20 protein-coding genes are annotated in these 26,275 nt (G+C 68.0%); 9 read left to right on the plus strand and 11 right to left on the minus strand.

Going from position 1 to position 26,275, the window contains the following annotated elements:
• Position 1: 1 nt before the first annotated feature.
• Positions 2-724, minus strand: a complete 723-nt coding sequence (locus ACFCZN_RS01485; RefSeq protein WP_430555595.1) for an AAA family ATPase — start codon at positions 722-724, stop codon at positions 2-4.
• Positions 725-1,070: 346 nt separating this feature from the next.
• Between ACFCZN_RS01485 and ACFCZN_RS01490 the strand changes: the two genes are divergently transcribed.
• Entirely contained in the window at positions 1,071-1,835 is a 765-nt protein-coding gene (locus tag ACFCZN_RS01490) for a hypothetical protein (RefSeq protein ID WP_430555596.1), read from the plus strand.
• Positions 1,836-1,902: 67 nt separating this feature from the next.
• Here the strand turns inward: ACFCZN_RS01490 and ACFCZN_RS01495 are convergent, their stop codons facing one another.
• The 8 genes from ACFCZN_RS01495 to ACFCZN_RS01530 form a co-directional block, all read right to left on the minus strand.
• Positions 1,903-2,742 (minus strand): hypothetical protein, encoded by an 840-nt coding sequence (locus ACFCZN_RS01495; RefSeq protein WP_429762851.1) that lies wholly within the window; start codon positions 2,740-2,742, stop codon positions 1,903-1,905.
• A gap of 1,187 nt (positions 2,743-3,929) precedes the next feature.
• Positions 3,930-4,217 (minus strand): transposase, encoded by a 288-nt coding sequence (locus ACFCZN_RS01500; protein WP_429762850.1) that lies wholly within the window; start codon positions 4,215-4,217, stop codon positions 3,930-3,932.
• 347 nt (positions 4,218-4,564) lie between these two features.
• Complete coding sequence (locus ACFCZN_RS01505; RefSeq protein WP_430555597.1) at positions 4,565-5,533, minus strand: glycosyl hydrolase family 32; 969 nt, start codon at positions 5,531-5,533, stop codon at positions 4,565-4,567.
• A 43-nt stretch (positions 5,534-5,576) separates the two neighbouring features.
• Positions 5,577-6,602: a LacI family DNA-binding transcriptional regulator gene (locus tag ACFCZN_RS01510; protein WP_429762846.1), complete on the minus strand. Its 1,026-nt coding sequence runs from the start codon at positions 6,600-6,602 to the stop codon at positions 5,577-5,579.
• Between the two features lie 32 nt (positions 6,603-6,634).
• Entirely contained in the window at positions 6,635-7,975 is a 1,341-nt protein-coding gene (locus ACFCZN_RS01515) for a NosD domain-containing protein (RefSeq protein ID WP_429762845.1), read from the minus strand.
• Between the two features lie 37 nt (positions 7,976-8,012).
• On the minus strand, positions 8,013-8,852 hold the full coding sequence (locus ACFCZN_RS01520) for a carbohydrate ABC transporter permease (RefSeq protein WP_429762843.1): 840 nt from the start codon (positions 8,850-8,852) through the stop codon (positions 8,013-8,015).
• Entirely contained in the window at positions 8,849-9,733 is an 885-nt protein-coding gene (locus tag ACFCZN_RS01525) for a carbohydrate ABC transporter permease (RefSeq protein ID WP_429762842.1), read from the minus strand. The genes ACFCZN_RS01520 and ACFCZN_RS01525 overlap by 4 nt, the downstream gene beginning before the upstream one ends.
• A gap of 30 nt (positions 9,734-9,763) precedes the next feature.
• The gene (locus ACFCZN_RS01530; protein WP_430555598.1) at positions 9,764-11,086 is read right to left on the minus strand and encodes an extracellular solute-binding protein; all 1,323 of its coding nucleotides are present in this window, start codon (positions 11,084-11,086) and stop codon (positions 9,764-9,766) included.
• Positions 11,087-11,380: 294 nt separating this feature from the next.
• Between ACFCZN_RS01530 and ACFCZN_RS01535 the strand changes: the two genes are divergently transcribed.
• From ACFCZN_RS01535 to ACFCZN_RS01565, 7 genes are all read left to right on the plus strand, one after another.
• Positions 11,381-12,430, plus strand: coding sequence for a LacI family DNA-binding transcriptional regulator (locus tag ACFCZN_RS01535; RefSeq protein ID WP_429762840.1), 1,050 nt, complete (start codon positions 11,381-11,383; stop codon positions 12,428-12,430).
• Complete coding sequence (locus ACFCZN_RS01540) at positions 12,427-13,374, plus strand: ABC transporter permease (protein ID WP_429762839.1); 948 nt, start codon at positions 12,427-12,429, stop codon at positions 13,372-13,374. The genes ACFCZN_RS01535 and ACFCZN_RS01540 overlap by 4 nt, the downstream gene beginning before the upstream one ends.
• Positions 13,375-13,381: 7 nt before the next feature.
• Complete coding sequence (locus ACFCZN_RS01545; protein WP_430555599.1) at positions 13,382-14,344, plus strand: carbohydrate ABC transporter permease; 963 nt, start codon at positions 13,382-13,384, stop codon at positions 14,342-14,344.
• Between the two features lie 41 nt (positions 14,345-14,385).
• Positions 14,386-16,002 carry an ABC transporter substrate-binding protein gene (locus ACFCZN_RS01550; RefSeq protein ID WP_429762837.1) on the plus strand — a complete coding sequence of 539 codons (1,617 nt, stop codon included), beginning with the start codon at positions 14,386-14,388 and terminating at the stop codon, positions 16,000-16,002.
• A complete protein-coding gene (locus ACFCZN_RS01555; RefSeq protein WP_429762836.1) occupies positions 15,999-17,396 on the plus strand; it encodes a glycoside hydrolase family 32 protein in 1,398 nt (465 codons plus the stop codon). The genes ACFCZN_RS01550 and ACFCZN_RS01555 overlap by 4 nt, the downstream gene beginning before the upstream one ends.
• Positions 17,393-18,307: a carbohydrate kinase family protein gene (locus ACFCZN_RS01560; protein WP_429762835.1), complete on the plus strand. Its 915-nt coding sequence runs from the start codon at positions 17,393-17,395 to the stop codon at positions 18,305-18,307. Before ACFCZN_RS01555 ends, ACFCZN_RS01560 begins: the two co-directional genes overlap by 4 nt.
• Positions 18,308-18,447: 140 nt before the next feature.
• Entirely contained in the window at positions 18,448-20,733 is a 2,286-nt protein-coding gene (locus ACFCZN_RS01565) for a GH32 C-terminal domain-containing protein (protein ID WP_430555600.1), read from the plus strand.
• Between the two features lie 305 nt (positions 20,734-21,038).
• On the opposite strand, the gene dnaB is transcribed toward ACFCZN_RS01565, so the two are convergent.
• A complete protein-coding gene (gene dnaB, locus ACFCZN_RS01570; RefSeq protein ID WP_429763212.1) occupies positions 21,039-23,636 on the minus strand; it encodes a replicative DNA helicase in 2,598 nt (865 codons plus the stop codon).
• A 444-nt stretch (positions 23,637-24,080) separates the two neighbouring features.
• Here dnaB and ACFCZN_RS01575 point away from each other — a divergent pair, with 444 nt between their 5' ends.
• Positions 24,081-25,385, plus strand: coding sequence for an MATE family efflux transporter (locus ACFCZN_RS01575; RefSeq protein WP_430555687.1), 1,305 nt, complete (start codon positions 24,081-24,083; stop codon positions 25,383-25,385).
• Positions 25,386-25,427: 42 nt separating this feature from the next.
• On the opposite strand, the gene ACFCZN_RS01580 is transcribed toward ACFCZN_RS01575, so the two are convergent.
• Complete coding sequence (locus ACFCZN_RS01580; RefSeq protein WP_429762833.1) at positions 25,428-26,006, minus strand: winged helix-turn-helix domain-containing protein; 579 nt, start codon at positions 26,004-26,006, stop codon at positions 25,428-25,430.
• Positions 26,007-26,275 lie beyond the last annotated feature (269 nt).

The following is a 26,275-nucleotide window of genomic DNA, read 5'->3' on the forward strand; positions in this document are numbered from 1 at the left end:
CTCAGCCGAGCAGGTGGCGCAGGTAGCGGCCCGGCGCGTCGAGGAAGGCACGCCAGTGCTGCACCAGCTCGAGGTCGTCCCACGTCGTCGGGCGCAGGCCCCACGGCCCGACCTCCAGGATCGTCGCGCCAGGCAGCGCCGCCAGCACGGGCGAGTGCGTGGCGCAGAGGATCTGGCCGCCGCGTCCGGCAAGGTCCTCGAGCACGCTCATGAGGCTGAGAGTGGAGGAGAAGCTCAGCGCCGCCTCCGGCTCGTCGAGGCAGTACAGGCCCGGCCCGTCGAAGCGGGACTCGAGGACCGCGAGGAACGACTCGCCGTGGCTCATCTCGTGGAACACCGGGTCCCTCGGCCCCGGATGCTCCTCGAGGAACGTGTACCAGCCGTGCATCGTCTCCGCGCGCAGGAAGAAGCCCCACCGCCCCGACCCGACGCCCCGCTGCAGCCGGACGGCGCGGTGCAGCGGCGACTCCGTCTCGCGGGTCGAGTGCCGACCGTGCGCCGACCCGCCCTCGGGGGACAGCCCGTAGGCCACCGCCACCGCCTCCACGAGCGTGGACTTGCCGCTGCCGTTCTCCCCCACCAGGAACGTCACGCCCGGCGCGAGCTCCAGCCCGTCGCGCAGCAGCTGCTCGACGGCGGGGACGGTCCGCGGCCACACGCCCGCGGGCAGCGGGTGCTCGGCGTCCGGCACGACCCGGACCACCGGCGGCTGCGAGAAGTCCACGGGGGCATCATGCCCCGGGCGCCGGGAGGAGGAGCGTCGAAAGTCCGTCGTGATCGGTTTCGCCCGCGACCTGTCGAGCCTGCGGCCCGAGCCGCATCACGCTCCCCGGAACCACGGGCATGGCCGTCCTCGCTCGCGCCACGCCTTGCCTACCCGCAGACCGACATGTCGACATGCAACGCAGATTGCACGAACACGCCGCCCTACCTTGCACGATCTCGGGCGTGTCGCGGGTGCCGCGCAATATGGGTTGCTTCGTCCCCGGTCAGGGCGCTGCGGCATCACCGCGTGCAGTACGGCGGCAGCGTGGCCGCAACAGTCCGGGGGGCGTCGCTAGGGTCTCTCCATGCAGCCAAATGAGCTGGCACGGCACATCGACGAGGCGGCCGTCGCCTGGGACGCTCGAGTGCAAGACCCCGCGTCCATCTGGATGCGACCGGGCTGCGACCTCCTGCTCCACCAAGACCAACAGCTACCCGGTGGACGGACACTTGCTCAGATCGTCTGGCGCGCGATGGCGACCGCAGGCGAGCATTCCGCTTCTGGTTACTTCATGAGGGCGGGCTGCGAATGGGGGGTACGCACTAAGGCGTCTCTGACGCTGGCGAGAACCACGATGCTTGGTGCCGCAAAGGCCCTGTACTTGCTAGAACCAGACGATGCGGAAACCCGCATCATACGAGCGTTCCTCCTGCTCCGCACGGAAGCCCAAGACGTTCACCGACTGGTGAAGAACTGGGAGGACGCAACACCTCCGATGGTCGAAACCCTGACGTCAGCGCTGCGCCAGGAAGCAGATTCGTTGACCGCCAAGACCCAAGAGGAGCTGGTACGGCTGGGGCGCAAGTCAGACAGCAAGATCTCCGAGATCGAACTTCTGACGGCAGCAGCGGCGCACCTCGAAGACAGCCTCAACGACCCGCAGACCAGGATCGGTGAGCTCTGGAATGTCAGTTCAGGGAATGCACACGCCAGGAGCTGGTCCTGGGACATAGGGCTCGAGGACGACCTCCCCGCGAACCAGGTCGTACGAGTCTGGCAGATTCCGCTGGACCTCCTAAGTAACGCCTGGGAACTGTGGAACCTCCGACGAGGAGATCACCAGACATGACCCTGATGTGTCCCTAACTCTGAATTTGCGCCGGCGGGGCCATCGACGCTCCGAGATCCAAGACCGTTCACTGCTCGCAAGTCTCGCTCGAAGGCCACCCGACGAACTGATGAATGACGCTGTCGCATCCCACGTCGGCCAGGATGATCGTGGCGACTGCAACTGCCAAGGAGGCGAGGGCGACCCACAACGCCCATCTGCCGATCTTGAACGCGTCGACGGATGCCCCGATTGATGCCACCGTCGACAGAATATCGCGATAGTCCCGATCAGCGGCAATTAGCAATTCAAACTGCTCATCCTGACGCTTACGCACGGACATATTGAAATTGCGCGACTCCTTCTCGTAACGTTCACCCTGCCCATATCGCGCTAATGTGCTCGGCGTGGGTTGAAATACGAAATCATCACCCGCTTCCCACCGCCAGTATCGATCATTTTCCCAGAACGACGCCGCCTCGCGTCGCACAGTAGTCAGATCCAGGCTAAGCGTCAGGAAGAACTGGCGAAGCTCTCGCAAGGCGCCGGGCCGAAACTTGCCGTGCCGTGTCGTTGCCCTGTCGCGAATTTCCGCGTATCGCTGAGCGCCGATCTCTAGAAAGTTTGAGACGGCAAGCATGGTAAGGAGAGGATATGTCGACTCGACGCGATAGGCGATCCCGCGATTAGTGCTGTCACTGAAGCCAGCGAAAGCGTCGTTTCCCCATGCCTCGATGATCGCGTCGCGGTTCCCCCAGAGGGTCCACGTCGGCCCGTCCCCCAGGCCAGGGTGCATCACGGGGTCTGGCGGCGAAAGGACAAGTTTCTTCAACGACGTCGAGACAATATGATGAGACTCGCGATCGGGTAGCCCAAGCGCCCTTAGGGCGTCACTTCGCTTGATCTCATCCTCGCGGGCCGTCTCCACATAAGGCTCCAAGGTTGGGTCATGGCCCTCGAGGAGCAGAAGATCTAGGAGCAACTGTGGAGTGTTACTCGCAGCGAAGAACCCTGGCACTTGCTCCTTCATCCACTCTCGGGCGGAGTCATGGAGACTTTTGCGGGCGCTCTGAGTGTTTTGAAAAGTTGCCCAGTGTCGATCAAGATTTCGAGGGCGTTCACCGCGGGACCCTCGGATCAGGATGGGCTCGTGATCTCGATGCCACTCGCTATCAAGCGACGATGCCGCGAGTTCAGTAAGGGTGAAGCGGGCGATTACCGCGGTCAGGCCAGCGCCCACCTGCATCGCGCGTAGGCCTATCCATTCGTAGTGAGGAGGCAAGTCCGCCCGTATTCCGTCCGGCACCCACCATTTCGAGCCTTTCCTTACGACGTCAACCACGGGCCACCAAATAGCGCCGCGGCCAGAGCGAGCCCTCTGCAACATCGAAGGGTTGTCTTCTTTAGCCGGAGCCCACCGCTTCGGACGTTTCCATCCATTCTTAACCAAAGCTGCCTCGAACGCCGGCAGCTGCGAGGGAGGAAAGAGTTCGATTACCCAGATACCGGCAGACGTTACGTGGTAATCCTCGGGAACGAATACATTGTGCATCCAGCTATCGCGCGACCGCACGAAATCCCGGTCATGTTCGTTATAGGGTATAAGATAGTTGATCCCATAGTTTAATGCGAGCAGTGCTCGCCGCGGGAGTATGCGCCGTCGCCACCCACTAGAAAGCCAGGAGAGAGCGCGGTACGGAATGTCGTACCACCGGCGCCCTTTGCCGATCGCCGGTACAAGTTCGTAAGCTCTTGCGACCTCGTCTGAGATGCCGGTCTCCAGATCCTGGAGCTTGCGCGACTGCCGCCGCCTCAGACGGGAGGACTCCCGACCTTCTGCGGCGGAGTCATCTGCCGATGATGCCAACTCATACCTCCCGAAGTCCGGATCGCGCCTACGCTTGGGAGGGTACCGGTCAACTACACGAGCTCGGTGCACATAGAGTGGTGGACACCAATGTCACTGGATCCCTGCGAAGCTGGGTCCTTCGCTCCAGGCCTCGGATTTGGTCAGCAGTGTGCTGACCAAATCGTGGATAACGTCTGGCCGTCAAGAGCCCTGCTCGTCCTGGGCGCCGGCGAGAGCTGCGGCGAGCTCACTCACGAGCGGATAGGTCATTTTCCCGGCAGGTGTGCCTGCGCGAAGTATGCCGCCGCACGGCGCAGCACCTCGTTCTCCTGCTCCAGCAGGCGCACCCGCTTACGCGCCTCGCGCAGCTCGGCCGACTCCGACGCGGTCACACCGGGCTTGGCGCCGCCTTCGACATCAGCGCGGTGCAGCCAGTTGCGCAGGCACGACTCGCTGATTCCGAAGTCCTTCGCGACCTGCTTGATCGGGGTCTCTCCCTGGCGGGCGATCGCCACGACGTCGTCGCGGAACTCCTTGGGATGGGGTCTGGGCACGGGACACATCCTTCCAGCAGCACCCGCAGGCACCACAGGTCAGGTGTCACCTATCCGTGCAGCAGTCCCATCGGCGTCTCCAGCACCGTCGACACCCACATGAATCTGGAGGACTTCTTCGCCATCATCGCACTGGCATACCCCCGGACCCTGCCGGTGCACGGCGGACGACGGGACGACGTACCCCGAAGCTCAGCGCGTCATTGCCTGGGGCAAGTGGCGCGCGCATGGGCGCGGTCCTTTGACCGGCCTGAGCGGAGGTGGCGGAGGATACGCAACGTGCGATGACGTGCCAGTGTGCGACAAGCGGTCCAAAGAAATCACCGGGCTGACACGCCAGAGACATGTCATGCGAGATGATCGAAGCGCCCGTCGGTCACATGGAGCCCTCCATTCGCCGCCCACCCCACGGGCATGGGATCGGACAACGACCCGACGAACGCCCCATCGGCGTCGACGTGGTGGAACGCGAAGAGCCACCAGGCACCGTCGCGGTCCTGCAGCAGTCGGCCGGCATATAGCGACTCGTCGGTCAGGCGGGTCGCGGCGGCGATGTCGTAGGGGCCGGTCGCGCTGTCGACAGGGACGGACCACACACCACCACGCTCTCCTGCGTCTCGCCTCGCGCGCGTCAGCTCCCCGTGCAGCGAGGAGAAGACGAGCACCTGACGTCCGTCGACGGTCGCGAGCTGCGGCACCTCGAGGTGTCCGAACCCGGCTCCAGGCTTCGAGAGCGGCGCCTGCACCGTCCATGTCGTGAGATCGGGGGAAGTCGCGTGCCCAATGACCCCTCGGTCGTCCGTGTCGCCCTCCCTCGCGCGCGCCGTGATCAGCATGTGCCACTCGTCCCCGTCGGAGAACACCCACGGGTCACGCCATGCCTCGTCGGGCCAGCTCACGCCGTCATACTTCTCATACCACCGCGGGTCAGCCTCGCACAGCGCGTCGGCGCCCGCCTTGGTCCAGGTGTAGAGGTCGCTCGAGGTCGCGACGCCGATGCGCTGGACGGTCGCGTTCTCGGCCCGGGTCGTGCCGGTGTAGAACATCCGCCAGACGCCATCCGGATCCTTGACGACGGATCCCGTCCAGGTGGTGAAGTCGTCGAAGGCCGGCTGGTCCGAGGCGATCAGCGCGTCGGCTACCTCGTGCCAGGTGTGGAGGTCGGACGAGACGGCATGGCCCACGGTGACATAGAAGTGACGCCGATCAGGGTCGCCGAGCGCGCGGGAGGCCTTGAGGTAGAAGGCGTGGTAACAGTCACCGTCGTCGGCGAACCACATGTCCCAGGTCCAGGCATCGGACAGGGCGTGCGACATCGATGTGAAGCCTTTCAGGGTCGGCGCGTCACGGATGTGAGCGTCAGTCGGAGGGTGGGGCGACCGATCCGCGGCGGACGACGGGCCCGCGCAGCTGTGCGGACGGAGCGTCCCCGCTCGCGCCGTCGATCCGGTCGAACAGGCGCTCGGCGGCCCAGACGCCCATGTCGAAGTGCGGCAGCTCGACGGTCGTGAGTCCCGGGTGGATGCCGTCGGCGACGTACTCCTGGTTGTCGAACCCGACGACCGACACGTCCTCGGGGATGCGGAGCCCCCGCTCGGCGGCCGCCCGGTACGCGCCCATCGCGACGCGGTCGTTGAAGCAGAAGATCGCCGTGGGCCGCCGCTCGCGGGCCAGGAGGGCGCTGGCGGCCTCGTACCCGCCGGTCGCGTCGGACTCCGCGGCCACGACCGCCACGTCGTCGTCGGGTACTCCCCCGTCCGCGAGGCGCGCCCGGAACCCGTCGAGACGCCCGGCCGACGCAGGGATGTCGTCGATGTTGTTGATGAAGGCCAGCCGCCGGTGACCGGCGTCGAGGAGCACCTCGGCGGCGTCCCGGCCGCCGGCCACCTCGTCGGGCACGACCCACGGCACGCCGGGGGTGGTGCACTCGGCGTTCACGAACACCGTGGGGACGGAGGCGAGCTGCGGGGGCAGCTCGACCCGGCGGTGGAACATCGAGGCGTAGAGGATCCCGTCCACCTGACGGCGGAGCAGCTCCTCGATCTCCCGGTTCTCCACGTCACGCTGGTACCCGGTGGACACCACGAGCACGACGGCCTCCCGCGAGAGGGCGACATCCTGCGCGCCGAGGATCAGCTTGCCGGCGAACGGCGTGGTCGCGATCTCGTCCCCGATCAGGCCGATGGTGTTGGACCGCTGGGTGCGCAGGGACTGCGCGAGCCGGTTGGGCACGTACCCCAGCCGCGCGGCGGTCTCCTGGACCCGCTGACGGGTCGCCTCCTTGGCCCGCACGCCCGGCACGTCGTTGAGGATGTGCGAGACGGTCGTGATGGACACGCCGGCTTCTGCCGCGACCTGCTTGATCGTCACTCGGCGCTGCTTCATCTCTTCGCCTCCTCTCGTGGCTGGACGGGGAGCTAGCCGGCGACCGTCGGCGTGGGCCGGAAGGCGTTGACCGACCGGTCCATCACGACCTGCGCCTCGTCCCCGGAGTCGAGGACCGTGTTGCGGACGGACCCACTGTCGACCTGGACGGTCGTGACCGGGAGCCGCCGTGCCGCCTCGATCGTCAGCAGCGCGTCCACCTGTGCGGAGAACGCCGAGTCACCCGTCGCGGCACGGACGTCCTTGGCCACGACGTGGTTGTTGGCGACGTGGTTGCCGCCGCCCGACACGAGACGGACGACGACGGGTGTCGCGCCCGATGGCACGATCTTCCGGGAGTCGACGATCTCCGAGAAGTGGTTGCCGATAACGGAGTTGTCCTCGCCATCGATGCGGACGAGGCCGTAGGTGTCGTCCAGGCCGTTGTCGACGCCGAGGAACGGAGCCCAGGGCTCGTGGTCGCGCAGGACGTGGTTCGAGGCCACGAGGTTCTCCGAGCAGCCGGCGTCGAGGACCACCATTCCCGGGTAGAACGAGTGCAGCCGGTTGTTGGTGACGCTCGACCGCGTGACCCCGTGGAGCTCGACGCTGCTCGCACCTCGAGGGAAGACGTTGTTCGCGGTGACCAGGAGGCCGCCGTGGTTCTCGGCGAAGATCGAACGTCCCTTGGCGCCTGCGCCGACCAGGTTGTCGGTGACCTTGGAGGCCTGGCCCCATCCCCGCAGCTCGATGCAGCTGCCGCACTCCGCGACGAAGTTGTCGTGGACGGAGAGCGCGTCGGCGTGACAGATGGTCAGTCCGTGCTCGAGGTAGACGAGCCCCATGCCGGTGACGCGGAAGGAGTCGTTCGCGCTCGCCACGTAGATGCCGGTCTTGCCGTTCCGGTACGTGTTCTCGGGGTGCATCCCGGAGCCGTCCGGCTCGAAGTGCAGACCGTCGATGCAGAAGTTGGCGAACTCAACCGAGCTGATCCGGGGGTCTCCCGCCCGCTCCACGTAGAAGGCGGCGCCGTCGGCCTCGGTGGCCTCCTCGTCGAGCGGGATGTCGACGAGGACGCGGCTGCCCCCGGGCCACAGCTCGTGCAGGCCGGACCATTCGTCCTCCGGCACGTTGAAGCGGATGCTCGACGACGTGAAGCCGTGCCCGGAGCCCTCGATCCTCAGGTAGCTGAGGTCAATGACCACCTGCGTGCGCAGGCGGTAGTCGCCGGGAGGGATGGAGATCACGGCTCCCGGCTTCCCGCCGTCGCGCACGTCCGTCGCGGTCTGCCGGCTCTTGACGTCGCCGATGATGCTGTTGATGACCTCGCCGAGGTCCTCGTACGGGTTCCCGACGGGCCACGTCGTGACGTCGTAGCGGTTGGTGCTGTTCATGTGTCGTCTCTCTCGTGCGCGTCCGGTGCGGCCCTGCTCAGCCCTTGACGGCACCGAGGGTCAGGCCTGCGACGATACGTCGCTGCAGGAAGATGGTCAGGATGATCACCGGGACCGAGTAGAGCGTCGCCAGCGCCGTCATCGGACCCCAGTCGAGCCCGAACTGGGTCTGGAAGTTGGCGATCATGATCGGCGTCGTCTGCGCCCGGACCGAGGTGAGCAGCGTCGCAAAGAGAAACTCATTCCACGACGCGAGGAACGCGAAGATCGCCGCGACGGCCACGCCTCCGGAGACCACGGGCAGTACAACGGACCACAGGACGCGCAGGCGACCGCAGCCGTCGACCTTCGCCGCCTCCTCGATCTCCACGGGCACGGCCTCGAAGAAGCTCGCCATCAGCAGGATGGACAGCGGGAGGGACACGGTCGTGTGGGCGATCGCCAGCCCGGTCGGCGTGTCCGTTAGGTGCATCGCCGCGATCATCGACGTCAGGGGCACGCCGACCGCGACCGGCGGCACCATGCGGGTCACCAGCGACGTCATCGACAGGAGCTGCCCGCTGCGGGTCCGGAACCGAGTGATGGCGTACGCCGCGGGGACCGCGAGCAGCAGGCACAGCGCCGTCGACACCACCGCCGTCGTCGTGCTGTTGACGAACGACGCGACGACACCGGTGCGCTCCAGGGCCGTGACGTAGTTGTCGACGGTCCAGTCGGACGGCAGGATCCGCGGCGGGACGGCCAGCGTCTCGAACGGATTCTTGAAGCTGGTCAGCAGCAGGTAGAGGAACGGGAACGCGTAGAGCACCACCGTGACGGCCAGCAGGATCCACAGCAGGGCCCGGGTGGCGGGGCGGCGGGCGGTGAGGCCGGTCATGACTGAGCTCCAGGTCGCCAGATGAACCAGACGGCGAGGCCGGCGACGAGCATCATCGCGAGGAGATACACGGTGCCCATCGCGGACGCCTGGCCGGGGTCCCCGTAGCGGACCATCGTCTGGTGGATCAGCAGGGACAGGGTCTGGGAGGCGTTCTGCGGTCCGCCTCCGGTCTGGATGAGGATGATGTCGAACGCCTTCGCGGCGTCGATGCCCCGCACGATCAGAGCGACGGCGATGACCGGGCGGAGCAGGGGGATGATGATCCGCGCGAGCAGGGTGGGGAACCTGGCGCCGTCGAGGCGGGCGGCCTCCAGGACATCGCCCGGGACGTTCTGCAGCCCGGCGAACAGGACGAGGGTCATGAAGGACGTGGTCAGCCAGATGTCCGGGATGGCGACTGACCACAGGACGATGTCCGGATCCGACAGCCACCCGATGTCTCCCGGCGAGGAGAGCAGCCCGACGCGGTACAGCAGGTCGTTGACGATGCCGATGTTGTCCATCAGCAGGAACCGCCAGAGCAGACCCGCGACCACCGGAGCGATCATCAGCGGGTAGAGGAAGATCGTGCGGAAGAGGGCCGAGCGCTTCCCGAGCGCGGTGAAGAGCAGGGCGACCGCGAAGCCCAACACGAACTCGAAGACGACCACGATGACGGTGTAGGCGGCGGTTCGTCCGGCAGCGCCGAGGAAGTCCGGGCTGACGAAGATCCGCGCGTAGTTGTCGAGGCCGATGAACTCGCGGGCCCCGGCGATCGGCTGGATGTCGAAGAGGCTGTCGTACACCAGCCGCACGAGCGGCCAGGCGACGAAAGCGAGGAGGAAGAGAGCAGCGGGCGCCGCGAGCAGCAGGGCGTAGCGGCGGTCTGTCAGTCGCACAGCGAAACCTTTCGGTGAGTACGGCCGGCGTCAGCCGACGATCGTCTCGATCTGCTTCGCGGCGCGGTCGAGCAGCGCCTGGGTGTTGACGGTCCCGGACTTCGCCTGGGTCGTTGCTTCCTGCAGCATCGGGATCAGGACGGAGTCGACGATCTCCTGCCAGTGGTCGGTAGCCGGGCGCGGGGCGCTGCCAGGTTCGTCCAGTGCGCTGGTCAGGGCACTGAGGTTCTCGCGGCCCTCCGCCGCGCCCGCCTCGAGTGCCGGGATCGTGGCCGCGAGGCCGAGGTCGGAATCCAGTCCGAGCTCGTTGTGGTCGAACGCGAACTGCACGAACTCTTGGGCGGCCTCCTGGTGCGCCGCCGCCCGGGGCACGGACAGGTACCAGGCCCCGGGGACCGCAGCCGCCCCTCCCGGGCCGGCGGGCATGGTCGTGACGCCGACGTGGCCGTGCACCGGTGAGTCCTCGGGGACCTGCGTGTAAGCGTGCGCCCAGAACCGGGACATGGCGAGCTGCCCCTGGTTGAAGAGGTTCTGCGACGTCGCCCAGTCGAACTGCGAGGCCCCGGCCGGCGCGGACCCGTCCTCGATGGGGGCGACGTAGGCGTCGAGCGCGGCCTTGTGAAATGCGTCGTCGATGACGATGCGGCCGTCGTCGTCGAGGACCACGTTCTTCGCACCCGCCTGCAGGACGAGGGACAGCCACTCGGTCTCGACCGCTCCCTTGACGTCCGTACCGTGAAGGTCGACGGCGCCATCCCCGTCGGTGTCCTGCGTGAAGAACTCGGCGACCTCGCGGTACTCGTCCCACGTGGTGGGGGGAGCAAGCTCGCGCCCGTACTCGGCCTTGAACGCCCTCCGCTGCTGCGGATCCGAGAAGAGGTCCGTGCGGTAGTAGAGGATCTCGGCATTGGTCCAGGCCGGCATCCCGACGAAGTGCCCGCCCACCTGGGCCTCCTGGACGAGGGACGGGAAGAGGTCGCCCTTGACGTCGTCGGTGAACATGTCGTCGAGCGGAAGCAACCCCGGGCTGAAGTAACTGAGCCAGGGAGCGTCGAGAGCGGCCACGTCGAAGCTGACCTGGTCGGCGGAGAGCTCGGTGTTGAGGCGCTCGTAGAGCGAGTCGTAGGGCAGTTCCACGAAGGTGACGGACGTACCGGTCTCTGCCTCGAACTCCTTCGCGATGGGCATGAGGACGGCCTTGCCGCCGCCCTCGACCAGAACCGTCAGCGTGTCGCCGGAGGAGCTCGCCACGCTTCCGGCGCCGCACCCGCCCAGACCGAGCGCAAGCACCGCGGCCGCGGCCGTCGGCGCCACGCGCAGGGCTCTCCTCCGCCTGTGGTTGATGGGCGTCATCGCCGTTCTCCTCCGAGGTGTGCAGACGAAGCAGGTGCCAAAACGTTCTGGCAGAACGTTTTGGCACAAGATGCCATCGATCTTCGAGTGCCGTCAAGCCGTTGGCTCCGCGTGCGCGGTGGAGACCAGGGCCTCGTGCCTTCCCCTGTGGGGCGCCGAACACGCGCGCGATGGGCGGGATGCAGAGAACGGGTGTTGACACGACCCGTGCCACGCTCCTACTGTTCCGGGCAGCGCCGAAGGTTATACGCATGACCCCCGGGATCGGTGCCCGCACACGAGGAGGTGATGGCGATGCCGCGCAGCGTGAACGGTTCTTCCAAGCAGCCGACCATGTGGGACGTCGCCAGCCGTGCCGGCGTCTCGCAGGCGTCCGTGTCCCTGGTCCTCAACGGCGGCGGGCGAGGGCGAGTATCAGACGCTACTCGGAAACGGATCATGGACGCGGTGCGCGACCTGGACTACCGCACCAACGCGTTCGCCAAGTCGCTGCGTAGCGGGGAGTCCGGCCTGATCGGCTTCATCTCGGACGAGGTCGCCAGCGCGCCGTTCGCGGGCCGCCTTCTGAAGGGGGCTCAGGAACTGGCCTGGGAGACCGGGCACGTGATCTTGAGCGTCGACTCCTTCGGCGACGACGCGCTCGAGAAGGCGGCGATCGACATGATGCGCTCCTACCGCGTGCGTGGCGTCGTGTACGGATCGATGTACCACCGGGTGGTGCAGCTTCCCGCCGCCCTGCAGGACATCCCGGCGGTCGTCCTCAACGCGAGGGAGTCGGACGGCGCGGTGCCGAGCTTCTTCCCTGACGAGGAGCGCGGCGGCTACACCGCCACGCAGCACCTGCTCGACGCCGGTCACACCCGGATCGCGATGATCAACATCCAGCCCCCCGAAAGCGACCTGCCCGCCGGTATCGGCCGAATGGCCGGGTACCGCAGGGCGCTGGACGAGGCCGGCGTGGAGTTCGACGAACGGTTCGTCCGGTACGGGGGCGGCGTAGTCGAGGACGGCCTCGCCCTCACTCGCGATCTCATGGAGGGTCCCGTCGTGCCGACCGCGATCTTCTGCGGCAACGACCGGACCGCCTGGGGGGCCTACCGCGCCCTCGAGGCCCTCGGGCTACAAGTTCCCGACGACTGCTCGATCGTCGGCTTCGACGACCAGGAGACGCTCGCGCCCTACCTGGACCCGGGGCTGACGACCGTCGCGCTGCCGTTCGAGCAGATGGCGCGCAGCGCCCTGGAAACCCTTCTCGGAGCGCCCTCCGGGAAGACGAACAACCATCCCATCGAGTGCTCACTGGTCCCTCGGGGATCGGTGGCGAGTGCGAAGGTGCACGAATGACAGCTCAAGCAGAGGCCTCGGCGAGGCCCGTCGCGCGCCGCACGGCCTGGTGGCGGCGCGCGCTGAGGTCCTGGCAGTTATACGTACTACTTGCCCCCGCCGTCGCCTACGTCCTGGTCTTCAAGTACTGGCCGATGTTCGGCGCACAGATCGCCTTCCGGGACTACAACCCGGTGGACGGATTCACGGGCAGCCCGTGGGTCGGGCTGGAACACTTCACCCGCTTCATCGAGTCGTTCCAGTTCGAGCGCCTCATGGTGAACACCCTGACCGTGAACGCACTCGGCCTGCTCATCGCCTTTCCCGTGCCGATCATCCTCGCGCTGATCGTGAACCAGCTGGCGAGCGATCGGTTCAAGAAGTTCACGCAGACCGTGCTCTACGCGCCGTCGTTCATCTCCGTCGTCGTGGTCGTGGGCATGATCTACCTGCTCTTCTCACCGCGGTCAGGGATCGTCAACAACGCGATCACCGCGTTCGGCGGCGACCCGGTCTTCTTCATGGGATCACCCGAATGGTTCCGCCCTCTCTACATCGGGTCGGACATCTGGCAGAACGCCGGGTTCTCGATGATCGTCTACCTGGCTGCACTGACGGCGATCGACCCGGCGCTGCACGAGGCCGCGCGGGTCGACGGGGCGAACAAATGGCAGCGGATGTGGCACATCGACATCCCCGGCATCCTGCCCGTGATTACGATCCTGTTCATCTTGGCCATCGGAAATCTCTTCAACCTCGGATTCGAAAAGGTCCTGCTGATGCAGACCGACCTCAACCTCCCGACATCCGAAGTCATCCAGACCTACGTGTACAAGACCGGTCTGCAGGGCGCCCAGTTCAGCTACTCCGCCGCGATCGGGCTCTTCAACTCCCTCATCAACCTCGCCCTCCTGCTGACCTTCAACTGGGTCGCGCGGCGGGCCAACAAGACGAGCCTGTGGTGATGACGCCATGACAACCATCCATCCCCCCATCGAGGAGACGGAGCCGGCCGCGGCCGCGAGCACACCGCGCACCCGGCACCGCCGGCAACGCGAGTCCGGTGCCGACCGAGCCTTCACGATCGTCGTGACCGTCACGCTGCTGTGCGCGATCCTCGTGATCCTCTACCCGCTGTACTTCGTCGTCGTCGCGTCGGTCAGCGAGCCGTCCGCGATCCTCAACGGCGACGTGTGGCTGTGGCCCCGAGGGCTCACCTTCGAGGGCTACGCCCGGATTCTGTCCGACCCGGGCATCCTGCGCGGCTTCGCCAACTCCGTGCTCTACACGGTGGTCGGGACGGCGATCAGCGTCGCCACGATCCTCTGCGGCGCCTACGCGCTCTCCCGCCGCGACCTTTTCGGCCGCACGTTCTTCATGCTGCTGTTCGTCATCACGATGTTCATCGACGGAGGCCTCATCGCCCGGTACCTAGTGGTGCAGGAACTGGGGATGCTCAACACCATGTGGGCCGTCGTCCTACCGGGCGCGGTAGGCGTGTGGAACCTGATCATCGCCCGCACATTCTTCGAGAGCAACGTCCCCGACGAACTACGTGACGCCGCCCAGCTCGACGGCGCGAACGACTTCCGTTTCTTCTGGCGGATCGTCCTGCCGCTGTCGAAGCCGTTGATCGCCCTGATGGTCATGATCCACCTCGTGGCGAACTGGAACGCGTTCTTCGACGCGCTGATCTTCCTCGACGACGAGAACAAGTACCCGCTGCAGCTCGTGCTGCGGAACATCTTGATCCAGTCGGAGGTCTCCGCTTCCGGAGGGGCGGGAGCCGTCGATTCCTATGCGGCAGCACAGCGCATGGGCGAGCTGATGAAGTACGGAATGATCGTCATCTCCACGATTCCGTTGCTCGTCGCGCTGCCCTTCATGCAGAAACACTTCACCAAGGGCGCCCTGCTCGGCGCCGTCAAGAGCTGACATTCCGTTTATTCACCATGGCAATCGCGAGGAGCGAACCGATGAGACACCGCCGTTTTGTCATCCCTGCCGTCACGACCGTCACCCTGCTGGCCCTGGCCGCCTGCAGCGGCGGTTCGGAGCAGGCCACCGAGATCGAGGACGCGTCCGCCGACTACGGGCTCAACGCCGAAGGGCTCCCGATCGTCGACAAGACCCTCACCCTGAGCTTTGGCGGGTCGAAGTCCGCCCTTGCTCCGGACTACTCCGAGATGGAGCTCGTCCAGCAGTGGGAGGAGGACACGAACATCGCGATCACGTGGGAGAACCTGCCCGACCAGGTCTACCAGGAGAAGAAGAACCTCATGCTGGCCTCCGGTGACCTGCCGGACGTGCTGTTCAACTCGGGTCTGACCGACGCCGAGGTCGTGGACAACGGCACCAACGGCACGCTCCTGCCGTTGGAAGACCTCATCGACGAGCACGCCCCGACTCTCAAGAAGATCCTCGACGAGCGCCCCGACATCAGGGCGGCGATCACCGCCTCCGACGGGCACATCTACACACTGCCGTCGGTGGAGGAGCTGGGCATCCTGCCGTACCCGAACTTCCTGTTCATCAACAAGACCTGGCTGGACAAGCTCGGGTTGGAGATGCCGCGCACGATCGAGGAGTACCACCAGGCGCTCGAGGCATTCGCCACCCAGGACCCCAACGGCAACGGCAAGGCGGACGAGATCCCCCTGAGCTTCCGCCCCGACTCGTTCGCCGCCAATCCCTGGGACCTCATCACTGCGCTCGGCGGGCAGCCCGAGAACAACGACCACCGGATCGTGCGTGGCGGGAAGGTCGAATTTACCGCGAACACCGACGAGTACCGCGCCGGGGTCAAGGGCCTCGGTGAGTGGTACGCCGACGGGCTCATCGACCCCGAGTCCTTCTCCCAGGACGACGTCGCCTACTTGGCCAAGGGCAAGGCCGACACCCCGGTCCTCGGCTCGTTCTTCTGGTGGGAGCTCGAGGAGATGGTCGGTACCGACCGCCTGGACGACTACGCGATCGTGGGTGTCCTCCAAGGCGTCGACGGCCAGCAGCGCGCGTCGGTGACCAACAACCAGGAGATCAGCCGCGGGGCCATGGCCATCACGCGAGCCAACAAGTATCCGGTGGCCACGATGCGGTGGGCGGACCGGCTCTACGACCCCGTCATGTCGGCCGAAACCGCGTGGGGGCCGATCGGCGTGACCCTCGAGAAGGACCCGGAGTCCGGTCTCCTGGTACAGATTCCCGCCCCGGAGGGGACCTCCGAGGGAGAGCGTCGTCAGCAGGTCGCGCCGATGGGACCGCGGATCACCACTGCTGAGGACTTCGAGACCGTCGTCGCCCCGGAGCCCCGCGCCGCTGACCGCCAGAAGCTCGTCAAGGAGTACTACGAGCCGTTCGCGGCAAACGAGAAGTACCCGCCGGTCCTGCTCTCGAACGACGAGCTGGACCAGGTCTCCTACCCAGAGACCGACATCAAGACCCTCGTCAAGGAGAAGTTCGCCGCCTGGATCGTCGACGGCACGATCGACGGCGAATGGGAGGGGTACGTCTCCCAGCTCCAGAGCCTCGGGGTGGACGAGGTCACCGCGACCTACCAGCAGGCCTACGACCGCTTCATGGAGACCGATCAGTGACAGACACCACCGTCGACCGGGCGCAGGATCGCGCCACCACGCACCTGCGCCCGGTCGCGCACTTCACCGCCCGCGACACCTGGCTGAACGACCCCAACGGCCTGGTGTTCCACGACGGCACCTGGCACCTGTTCTTCCAGAACAACCCGCACGGTGACACGCACGGCAACATGTCCTGGGGCCACGCGACGTCCGGCGACCTCGTGACCTGGACCGAGCAGCCCGTCGCGATCCGGCACACCGACACCGAGGAGATCTTCTCCGGGAGCGCCGTCGTCGACGAGAAGAACACCGCGGGCTTCGCCGGACCCGGACAGACCGCGCTGGTGGCGGTCTACACGAGCGCGTATCGACCTGCGCACCCGGCTCTCGCCGGCCGGCAGGCGCAGTCCCTCGCCTACAGCCTCGACGATGGGCACACCTGGACCCGCTACGAGGGCAACCCCGTGCTCGACCGGGCAAGCGCCGACTTTCGCGACCCCAAGGTGTTCTGGTACGACGGCGCAGACGGCGACGGCTACTGGGTGATGATCGCCGTCGAGGCCGTCGACCGCCAGGTCGTGCTGTACCGGTCCGACGACCTCAAGCGGTGGCACCACCTGTCCACGTTCGGACCCGCGCGCGCCACCGGTGGCGTCTGGGAGTGCCCCGACCTGTTCCCCCTGACCGTCCGCGGGACCGACCGCACACGCTGGGTCATGATCGTCAGCCTCAACCCGGGCGGCGTCGCCGGCGGCTCCGGCGTCCAGTACTTCGTCGGCGAGTTCGACGGTGCCGTCTTCACCCCCGACCGACCGGGCGACGGGCCGTCGGACGCCGACTGGCTCGACCACGGGCGCGACTACTACGCCCCCGTCTCGTTCAACGGCGTCACGGACGGCAGGCGTGTCACCGTCGGGTGGGCGAGCAACTGGGACTACGCGAACGACACCCCCACCTCCCCGTGGCGGTCGACGATGTCGCTGGCCCGCGAGATGGAGCTCGTGCGGACCGCGGACGGGCGGGACCGTGTCGCCCAACGGCCCGTACTGCCGACGGAACCTCGCGACGGACTCGTGGTGCACCAGCTCGAGATCCCGGCCGATAGCGGGCGGCGGCACGAGATCCTGCTGCACGGCGACGGGCCCGACACCGTCCTCCTTACCGTGGACGCCTCTGACCGGACCCTTATGAGCGACCGCCGCCGCAGCGGAGACACGGACTTCCATCCGGCGTTCCCCTCCGTCGACACGGCGCCGCTGCGCGACGTGGGAGCGACCGTTGACCTAACTGTCGTCGTCGACGGGTGCGTTCTCGAGGTCTACGCCTGCGACGGGCTCGCCACGCTCACCCAGCTGGTGTTCCCGAGCGCGCCGCTCACGCAGGTGACGGTGCGCGAGATCGCCACAGCGTGAGCGAGTTCATGGTCGTGGGCGAGGCTCTCGTCGACATCGTCGAGGACGGCAGCGGCGCACGGACGCACCACCCTGGCGGAAGCCCGGCCAACGTCGCGCTCGGCCTGGCCCGGCTGGGCGGGTCGGTCGAGCTGCTGACCTGGCTCGCGCGTGACCAGGCCGGCGCGGGTGTGGTCGACCGCCTCGAGGCCTCCGGAGTCGCCATACTGCCCGCGTCGCTGGGGGCGTCGCGCACCTCGACCGCCGTCGCGTGCCTCGACGCCGACGGTGGCGCGACCTACGAGTTCGACCTGGAGTGGCATCTCGCGACGACCGCGCCGGCGAGAAACATGAGCGTCCTACACACCGGCTCGATCGCCGCGGTGGCCGACACTGTGTCGGCAGACACCCTCGTGCAGATGATCCACGATGTACGGCGGTTCGCGACGATCACGTACGACCCCAACCTGCGCCCGTCGATCATGGGCGACGTCGATGCCGTCCGAGTGCGTGTCGAGACGCTCGTCGCCGCCGCCGACGTCGTGAAGGTGAGCGAGGAGGACCTCGGCTGGCTGCACCCGGAGGCCGAGCCGCTCGACGTCGCCTCCGCCTGGGCGAACGACCTGGGGTGCGCCCTCGTCGTTGTGACCCACGGCGGGCGCGGGTCCACCGCCGTCCGCCCCCTCGGCCGGGACCTCGAGGTACCGGCGCGGCCGGTGGCCGTCGTCGACACCGTGGGCGCGGGCGACGCGTTCATGAGCGGTCTGCTCGCCGCGCTGCGGGGCCACGGCCTGACCGGGTCCGACCAACGCGACGCGCTGCGCCGCGCCGACGCCACGGCCCTCGAGGCCGTCCTTGACTTCGCGTCCCGAGTGGCCGCCGTCACGGTGAGCCGCGCGGGGGCGAACCCGCCACACCTGGCGGAGCTCTGAAATGACCGAGTAGTAGAGCCCGACATGAGAAGGAGCTTGTTGCGATGACGGAACAGCGACCGACAAACCGGGACACGGGGCCCGTGCTGGGGCGCAGGACATTTCTGCGCGGTGCGACGCTGGCGGCAGCGGTGGCGGCCGTGGGGGTGCCGCGACCGATCGCGGCCGGCGCAGTCAGCGCCGCGGATCCCGTGCTGCACCTGACCTATGACGAGGCGAACGGTGCCACCGAGTTCCTCGACGCCGCGGGCCAGCGGACGTTCAGCGCCCACGTGGCCAAGAACCCGGCCGAGCGCGTGCCGGGCGTGCAGGGGAACGCCTTCCGCACCGACGGGTTCTCGACGTGGGTCACGGGTGAGTTCGCCGCGCCGATCACCTCCCAGCTGACGGTGCAGACCTGGATCGCCCTGGAGAGCTACCCCTCCGGCACCGAGAAGCCCTACGAGGAGCTGTCTTCCTCCTCGATCATCCACCAGAAGACCGACAGCGCCGGCTTCGACATCGGGATCAACACTTACGGCGAGTGGTGGTTCACCGCCACGATCGACGGGCAGGCGCGCACGCTCAAGGCGCCCTGGTTGTTTCCGTTGTACGAGTGGGTGCACGTCGCAGCGGTCGTCGATGGTGAGGCGGGCGAGCTGCGGCTGCAGATGGACAGCAGCGCCGGCACGCGTGAGGCGCGCCTGGAGATCCCGGTCGGGTCGACCTTCGACCAGGCCACCGGGACGCCGCTGGTCATCGGGAAGGCCGCCAAGGACGAGATGATGGACATCTTCCTCGTCAACGCCCTGGACGCGGCGTACGACGACACGAAGATCTACACCGTCGCGCGGGACAAGGCCACCATTGCCGCTGAGTACGCGACCGCCATCGAGGGCGCCGGGACCGCGGACGAGGCCCTGCAGGTCACGGCGCTGCGGTTCGCCGACGACATCCTGCGGCCCCGCTTCCACGGGATGCCGCCGGCGAACTGGACCAACGAACCCCACGGGCTGGTCGAGCACGGCGGCAAGTACCACCTGTTCTACCAGCGCACCCCGAACGGCCCGTTCAAGTCGCAGATGCACTGGGGCCACATGTCCAGCGCGGACCTAGTGACGTGGAAGAACCAGCACGACGCCCTCCTACCGGAGCTCAACGACCGTGAAGCGCAACTCGGGGCGGTCGCCGGCGCTGGCCTCACCGGCCAGGGGTCCAAGGGCATCTGGTCGGGCGACGTCGTGTCCGTCGACGGGACCGCGTACGCGTTCTTCACCACGGTGAACTACGGCGGCCCGTTCGACCCGGGAGTCACCCGGGCCACCAGCAGCGATCCGGACCTGGCCACGTGGAAGAAGGACTCCGCGGGGTTGTTCGACAGGACCGGCGTCAACGACATGCGGGACCCGTACCTGTTCCAGGACGGCGACACCTGGCACATGATCATCGGTGCCGCCGTGGACACCGGCGGAGGCCTCGCGCACTACACCGCCTCGAGTGTCGGCGGGCAGTGGACCCGGTCGCAGACGTCGTTCTCCACCGTGGGGTTCGGATCGATGGACATCGGCTCGGTCATCTGGGAGATGCCAGTCTTCGAGAAGCTCGGCACCCACGACGGCAGCGACGTCTACATCCTCCTGGCCAACCCCATCGGCGGCTCGGTGTCCAAGCTGACCGAGCCGTACACCCGCGGCGTCTACTGGACCGGCACCTGGGACGGGATGCAGTTCACCCCCTTCGAGGCCAAGCCCAAGCCCCTGGACGTGATCCATGGGCACCTGTCACCCGCTGTCGCGCGCGACGCGGACGGCAACCTCGTCGGGATCGGCATCGTCGACGAACGGTCCAGCTCGAGGATGCAGCTCGACCTCGGCTGGGCGCACACCTACAGCCTGCCGCGCGAATGGCGCTTGCTCGCCGACGGAAAGACCCTCGGCCAGCGCGCCCTGCCGGACCTACAGAGCCTGCGCGGCACCGTCACGACCGACAACGACATCGTCGTCAGCGGTGACCACCGGCTGGCCGCGAAGGGCAATCAGGTCGAGATCCTCGCCCAGGTCGACCCGGCCAGCACCGGCACGACCTACGGCATCGGCGTCGGAGCATCACCCGACAACCAGGAGATCACCCGGATCTACTACGACGACGGCGACCTGGTCATCGACAAGACCAGCTCGAGCACCGGCTTCGACAACGAGGAGGCCGTGCTCCTGCGCGCCCCTTACGACGAGGCCGCCTTCGGCAAGCCCTCGACGTTCCACGTGTTCGTCGACCACTCGGTCATCGACGTCTTCATCAACGACGCCGCGGCGTTCTCCAACCGCATCTACCCTACCCGCAAGGACGGAGAAACCGCCCTGAGCACAGGAATCCTCCTGCACTCCGGCGGCGGGGAGACCACATTCAGCCAGGTCGACGTCTGGCCGCTGAAGAACAGCGTTAGTTGACAGCGGGACTCAGCACCTGGTGGGCGCGGGCTCGAGACGTTCCCGCACGGGACGCACCTCGAGCTTGCGTTCACCCGTCCCGCGGGGCTCCACGACTTGGCGCGGAACACGGAGACTGGGTACGTCTCACGACGTTCTTGTGCATGCGGCGGGAGACGCCGAGCACGCCGCATTCCCTCGAGCGATGCCCCTAAGCCGCCACCCTGCCCGCGAGCAAGGCTTGGGTCGGTCGAAGTCAAGAACCGGTCAGTTTAACTAGCCGGAGGATCGCTCAATCTAGGTTGCATCTCGACACCGACAGCCCGTCAGGACTGCATATCGACGAACCGCGAGTAGTGGCCCTGGAACGCGACGGTGATGGTGTCGGTGGGGCCGTTACGGTGCTTGGCGACGATCAGGTCGGCCTCGCCAGCACGGGGCGATTCCTTCTCGTACGCGTCCTCGCGGTGCAGCAGGATCACCATGTCGGCGTCCTGCTCGATCGATCCCGACTCACGAAGGTCCGACATCGCAGGCTTCTTGTCCTGCCGCTGCTCGGGACCTCGGTTCAGCTGCGACAGCGCGATGACGGGGACGCCGATCTCCTTCGCCAGAAGCTTGAGCGCACGGGAGAACTCGGAGACCTCCTGCTGTCGCGACTCGACCTTCTTGCCGGAGGTCATGAGCTGCAGGTAGTCGATGACGACGAGCTTGAGGTCGTGCTTCTGCTTGAGCCGCCGGCACTTGGCGCGGATCTCGGTGAGCGACATGTTCGGTGAGTCGTCGATGAACATCGGCGCCTCGGAGACCCGGCCCATCACCTTGGCGACCTTCTGCCAGTCGTCCTCGCCCATGGAGCCGTTGCGCAGCTTCTGCAGGTGGACGCGCGCCTCCGCGGACAGCAGACGCATCGTAATCTCGTTGCGGCTCATCTCCAGCGAGAAGACGACTGACGATTGCCCGTGCTTGATCGACGCGGCCCGCGCGATGTCGATGGCCAGCGTCGAGTTGTGCGTCGGGACCATCGACCGGCTCGCGAGGTACAGGTGCGAGGAGTGCTCGATCTCCACGCAGCGCACAGGCACCGAGTCGATACGCCTCACCTCGACGACGAACCGCGACGTGAGCTTCGCCGTCGAAGGCCTACGGCGCTCCTTGTGCACGAGGCGCTTGCGCTCGAGTCCGAAGACCTCGTCGTCGGTGGTGAAGGTGATCGTGTAGGCGACCGACGACCCGGCGCTCCTGCCGCGAACCGTCTTCTCCCACCAGCCGGTGCGGTAGCCCAGGCTGTGGACCAGCTCGCGGAACCCTTCGGCGAGCCTCCGGCTGGTCACGGTGAACTGCGGGCTCCCGGTTCGGTTCACGGTGCCGTCAGTGTCGAGCAGCCCGGCCAGCAGCTCGCGCCGCTGCGACTCGCTGGCTCGGAGGTACGCGTCGGGGATGTGCTTGTCGCCCAGCACTCCGAGGGTCCGCAGGATCGCAGAGACGCTGCCGTGATGCTCGTGGCATTCCATGCACCGGCGATGACCCGAGCTCGGCCCACCACAGTCCGAGCAGGTCGGCGCAGCAGATCGAGGCGACACTGCAGACGACTTGCCTCCGCAGGAACGTCCGCACGTCTTGACATGGGCGAGCTTGGGCACGAACTCGGTGCCACAGACGACGCAGCGTCGTGTGGAGACCGGGCCGTCACCGGGCAGCTGCAGCTGGTACAGCTTGGCCGCACCTGGAACTGAGGTGCGCTCGCCGACGACGTAGCCGAGTCCTTCGATCCGCATCGGGATCTCGGGGTCTGCTGACGTGAATCGTGCGGACGACGAGTGTCCGTCACCGAGCCACACACCGAGCACGTACGGGTGGAGCGGAAGGTCAGCGTCGGGAAGATCGAGAGCCTTTGCCGTCGCGATCGAGTGGTTCGCCCGACGATCCGCCGTCGCGCAGAGCAATGATCCGGCGATCTCCTCCGTCGTCCGGATCTCGGACTCAGGCGCCTGCCCGTGGTGCACCTTCCGCCGCTGGGCGCGGGTGCTCGTCGACCACTCGTGCTGCGCGTCGGCGACGATCGTGGTGCCGTCGTCGAAGACGACCTCGTAGCACGGCCGCCCGGTCATCACCTCGGTCGCCCGGACGACACGCGTGGGCGTGCCGTCGGCGGCGATCAGCTCGTCGCCCACCGCGACGTCCCCCATCGTCGTCCAGCCCGAGGGCGTGGGCAGCGGGGTGTCGAGCGCGAGCGCCTTACCCATGGCCGGTCGCGCGGCGATGACGATCATCTGCCCGGGGTGCAGGCCGTTCGTCAGCCGGTCGAGGTCGGCGAAGCCGGTGGGGACGCCGACCATGCCCTCGCCGCGGTTCCCGGCGGCCTCGATCTCGTCCATCGTCCCGCCGATGATCTCGGCGAGCGGCAGGTAGTCCTCGGAGGTCTTGCGCTCGGTGACGGCGTAGATCTCGGCCTGCGCGGTGTTGACGATGCCCTCGACGTCGCCGCCGTCGGTGGCGTAGCCGAGCTGCACGATCTTGGTGCCGGCCTCGACGAGGCGGCGCAGCACGGCCCGCTCCTGCACGATGCGGGCGTAGTAGCCGGCGTTGGCGGCCGTGGGGACGCCGGCCATGAGGTCGTGGATGTACGGGGCGCCGCCGACGCGGGCGAGCTCGCCGCGCTTGGTGAGCTCGGCGACGACGGTGATGGCGTCGGCCGGCTCGCCTCGGCCGTACAGGTCGATGATGGCGTCGTAGACCGCCTCGTGCGCGGGGCGGTAGAAGTCGTTGCCGCGGATCTGCTCGACGACGTCGGCGATGGCGTCCTTGGAGAGCAGCATGCCGCCGAGCACGCTCATCTCGGCAGCGACGTCCTGAGGAGGTGTGCGGTCGAAGGTGGCGCCGGGCGCCCCCTGATAGCCCGCCTCGAGCTCCTCGATCGACATGCTCACCCCGCTCCCCCGCCGTCGCCGGCGTCCGGTCCGTCACCGGACATCGACTCCCGCTGTCAGGTCCACGTTCTACCGTGGCCCTCTGACACCGCGGACGACGCTAGGCGCGCCCGCGACCGTGCGCAATCGACGGTGTGGACACAGGTGTGGACGGGCCTGTGGATATGCGCCTCAGGCTGTGCACGGGCGGTGGACAGGCATGTGCACAACTGGGGATATCGGCTGTGTACAACTTTCGGCAGGTCCCTGACCTGCGACGACGTTACCCTCAGGCTGTGGAGGAGAAGAAAGTTGGGTGAGGTGCACCGCACCCCGGATCCAGACGCCGGACACCCCGGCGCCACCCCTCCTTCACCGACGCCGCCGGAGGGTCACCCGCCCGCCGACTCCGCCCACAAGGTTGTCCACAGGGGCGACCACAGGGGTGACCGACGCCGCATCGACCGCGACATCCTCGCCCTCGCGCTGCCCGCGCTGGGCGCCCTCGTCGCCGAGCCGCTGTTCGTGCTCGTCGACAGCGCCGTCGTCGGCCACCTCGGCACCGCGCAGCTCGCCGGCCTGTCCGTCGCGTCCACGCTGCTCGTCACGCTCGTCGGCCTGTGCGTGTTCCTCGCCTACGCCACCACGGCCGCCGTCGCGCGCCTCGTCGGCGCCGGCCGCACCCGCGACGCACTGCAGTCCGGCATCGACGGCATGTGGCTCGCCCTCGGCCTGGGCGTCGTGCTGGCCGCGGTGCTCGCCGTCGGGGCGCACTGGGCGGTCGGGGCGATGGGCGCCGGCGCGGACGTCGCGGGCTACGCCGCCACCTACCTGCGCTGGTCGGTGATCGGCCTGCCCGGGATGCTCGTCGTCCTGGCGTCCACCGGCGTGCTGCGCGGCCTGCAGGACACGCGCACGCCCCTGTGGGTGGCGTCGACGGGCGCCGTGGTCAACGCGATCCTGTCGGTCGTCCTGGTGTACGGCGCGGGCCTGGGGATCGCGGGCTCCGCCATCGGCACCGCGGCCACCCAGCTCGGCATGGGTGCGGTCCTCACCGTCGTCGTGGTGCGCGGCGCCCGCCGCCACCACGCGTCGCTGCGGCCGCACCACGCGGGTATCTGGGCCAACGCCCGGGCGGGCGCGCCGCTGTTCGTCCGGACGGCGTCGCTGCGCCTCGCCATCCTGCTCACCGTCGCGGTCGCGACCAGCCTGGGCGCGACGGCGCTGGCCGGCTACCAGGTCGTCAACAGCCTGTGGGGACTCGCCGCGTTCGCCCTCGACGCGCTCGCCATCGCCGGCCAGGCGCTGGTGGGCCACGGTCTCGGGGCCGGCGACGTGGGGCGGGTACGCGCCGTCCTGCGCCGCTCGCTGCAGTGGGGCGTCGGCGCCGGCGTCGTCATCGGCGTCGTGTTCGCCGTCTCCGGCTGGTGGATCGCCCCGCTGTTCACGTCCGACCACGACGTGCGCCTCGCGATCACCGCCGGCCTCGTCGTCACGGGCGTGCTCATGCCGATGGCGGGCTGGGTGTTCGTGCTCGACGGCGTCCTCATCGGCGCCGGCGACGGCCGCTTCCTCGCCTGGGCCGGGATGCTGACCCTCGTGGTCTACATCCCGTTCGCCCTCGCGGTCCGCGCCTGGGCGCCCGACGGCGCGCTCGGGCTGGCGTGGCTGTGGGGCGCGTTCGCCGGCGTGTTCATGCTCGCCCGCGCCCTCACGACCGGCCTGCGCGCCCGCGGCGACCGCTGGATGGTCACGGGCGCGTGACGCCGTCGGCCCGTCCGGTGAACGCCGTGTGACGCGACGCCGTCACGAGGGCACCACGAGCCGGTAGCCGATGCCGCGCACGGACGAGACGCGCAGCTCGGGCAGCACGCGCAGCCGCTTGCGCAGGCGCTTCACGGCGGACACCACCGGGTCCGGGTCACCCAGGTAGCCGGTCCGCCACACGGTGCTGGTGAGCTCCGCGAACGACCACACGCGGTCCGGCGCGGACGCGAGCACGACCAGCAGGTCGAACTCCCGGATCGACAGGTGCACGGGCACGCCACCCGCGATGACCTCCCGCGCCGCGAGGTCGACCTCGAGCGCGCCGAGCACGATCCGCCGCGCCGGGTCGCGGTCCGGCGCGACGGCGACGACCGGGACCTCGCCGGACAGCGGGGCGGGGGCGCGGGCGTGCACCTCGAGCGTGTGCGGTCCCTCGTCGTCGGGCAGCACCGCGGGCGGGGGCGGGCCGAGCAGCGTGCGCGCGCCGTCGGTGTCGGCGGTCGCGATCACGGCCGCCCGGCCGCGCAGCAGGCGGGCCACCTCGCCCACCCGTTGCAGCGGCAGCCCGATGCAGAGCACGTAACCGCCGACCGGCTCGACCACGTTCTTGGGGGGCATAGCCGTCCTCCGTCCGACGCGCTCCGGGCAGGTTCGCGGACATCGTTGAGCGGACATCGTTTACCCAGGTGCCTATCAGAGTTCAGGCGGAACCGCCCGCCGACGACGCCCGGAACCGACCCGGGCCTGCCCTCGGGTTGACCGGAAACTGGCCGCCGACCGTCCTTGTCCGCCGGAGGAACGCCGGATGGGCTGGAGGGTGGGCCCCGACCGGGCGCCCGTCACGACGCCCCCGGACCCGGGGGCTCCCTCACCTGGAGGAAGCGTGC

Source organism: Isoptericola sp. NPDC056134 (genome assembly GCF_042264825.1).
Classification (GTDB): Bacteria; Actinomycetota; Actinomycetes; order Actinomycetales; family Cellulomonadaceae; genus Isoptericola; species Isoptericola nanjingensis.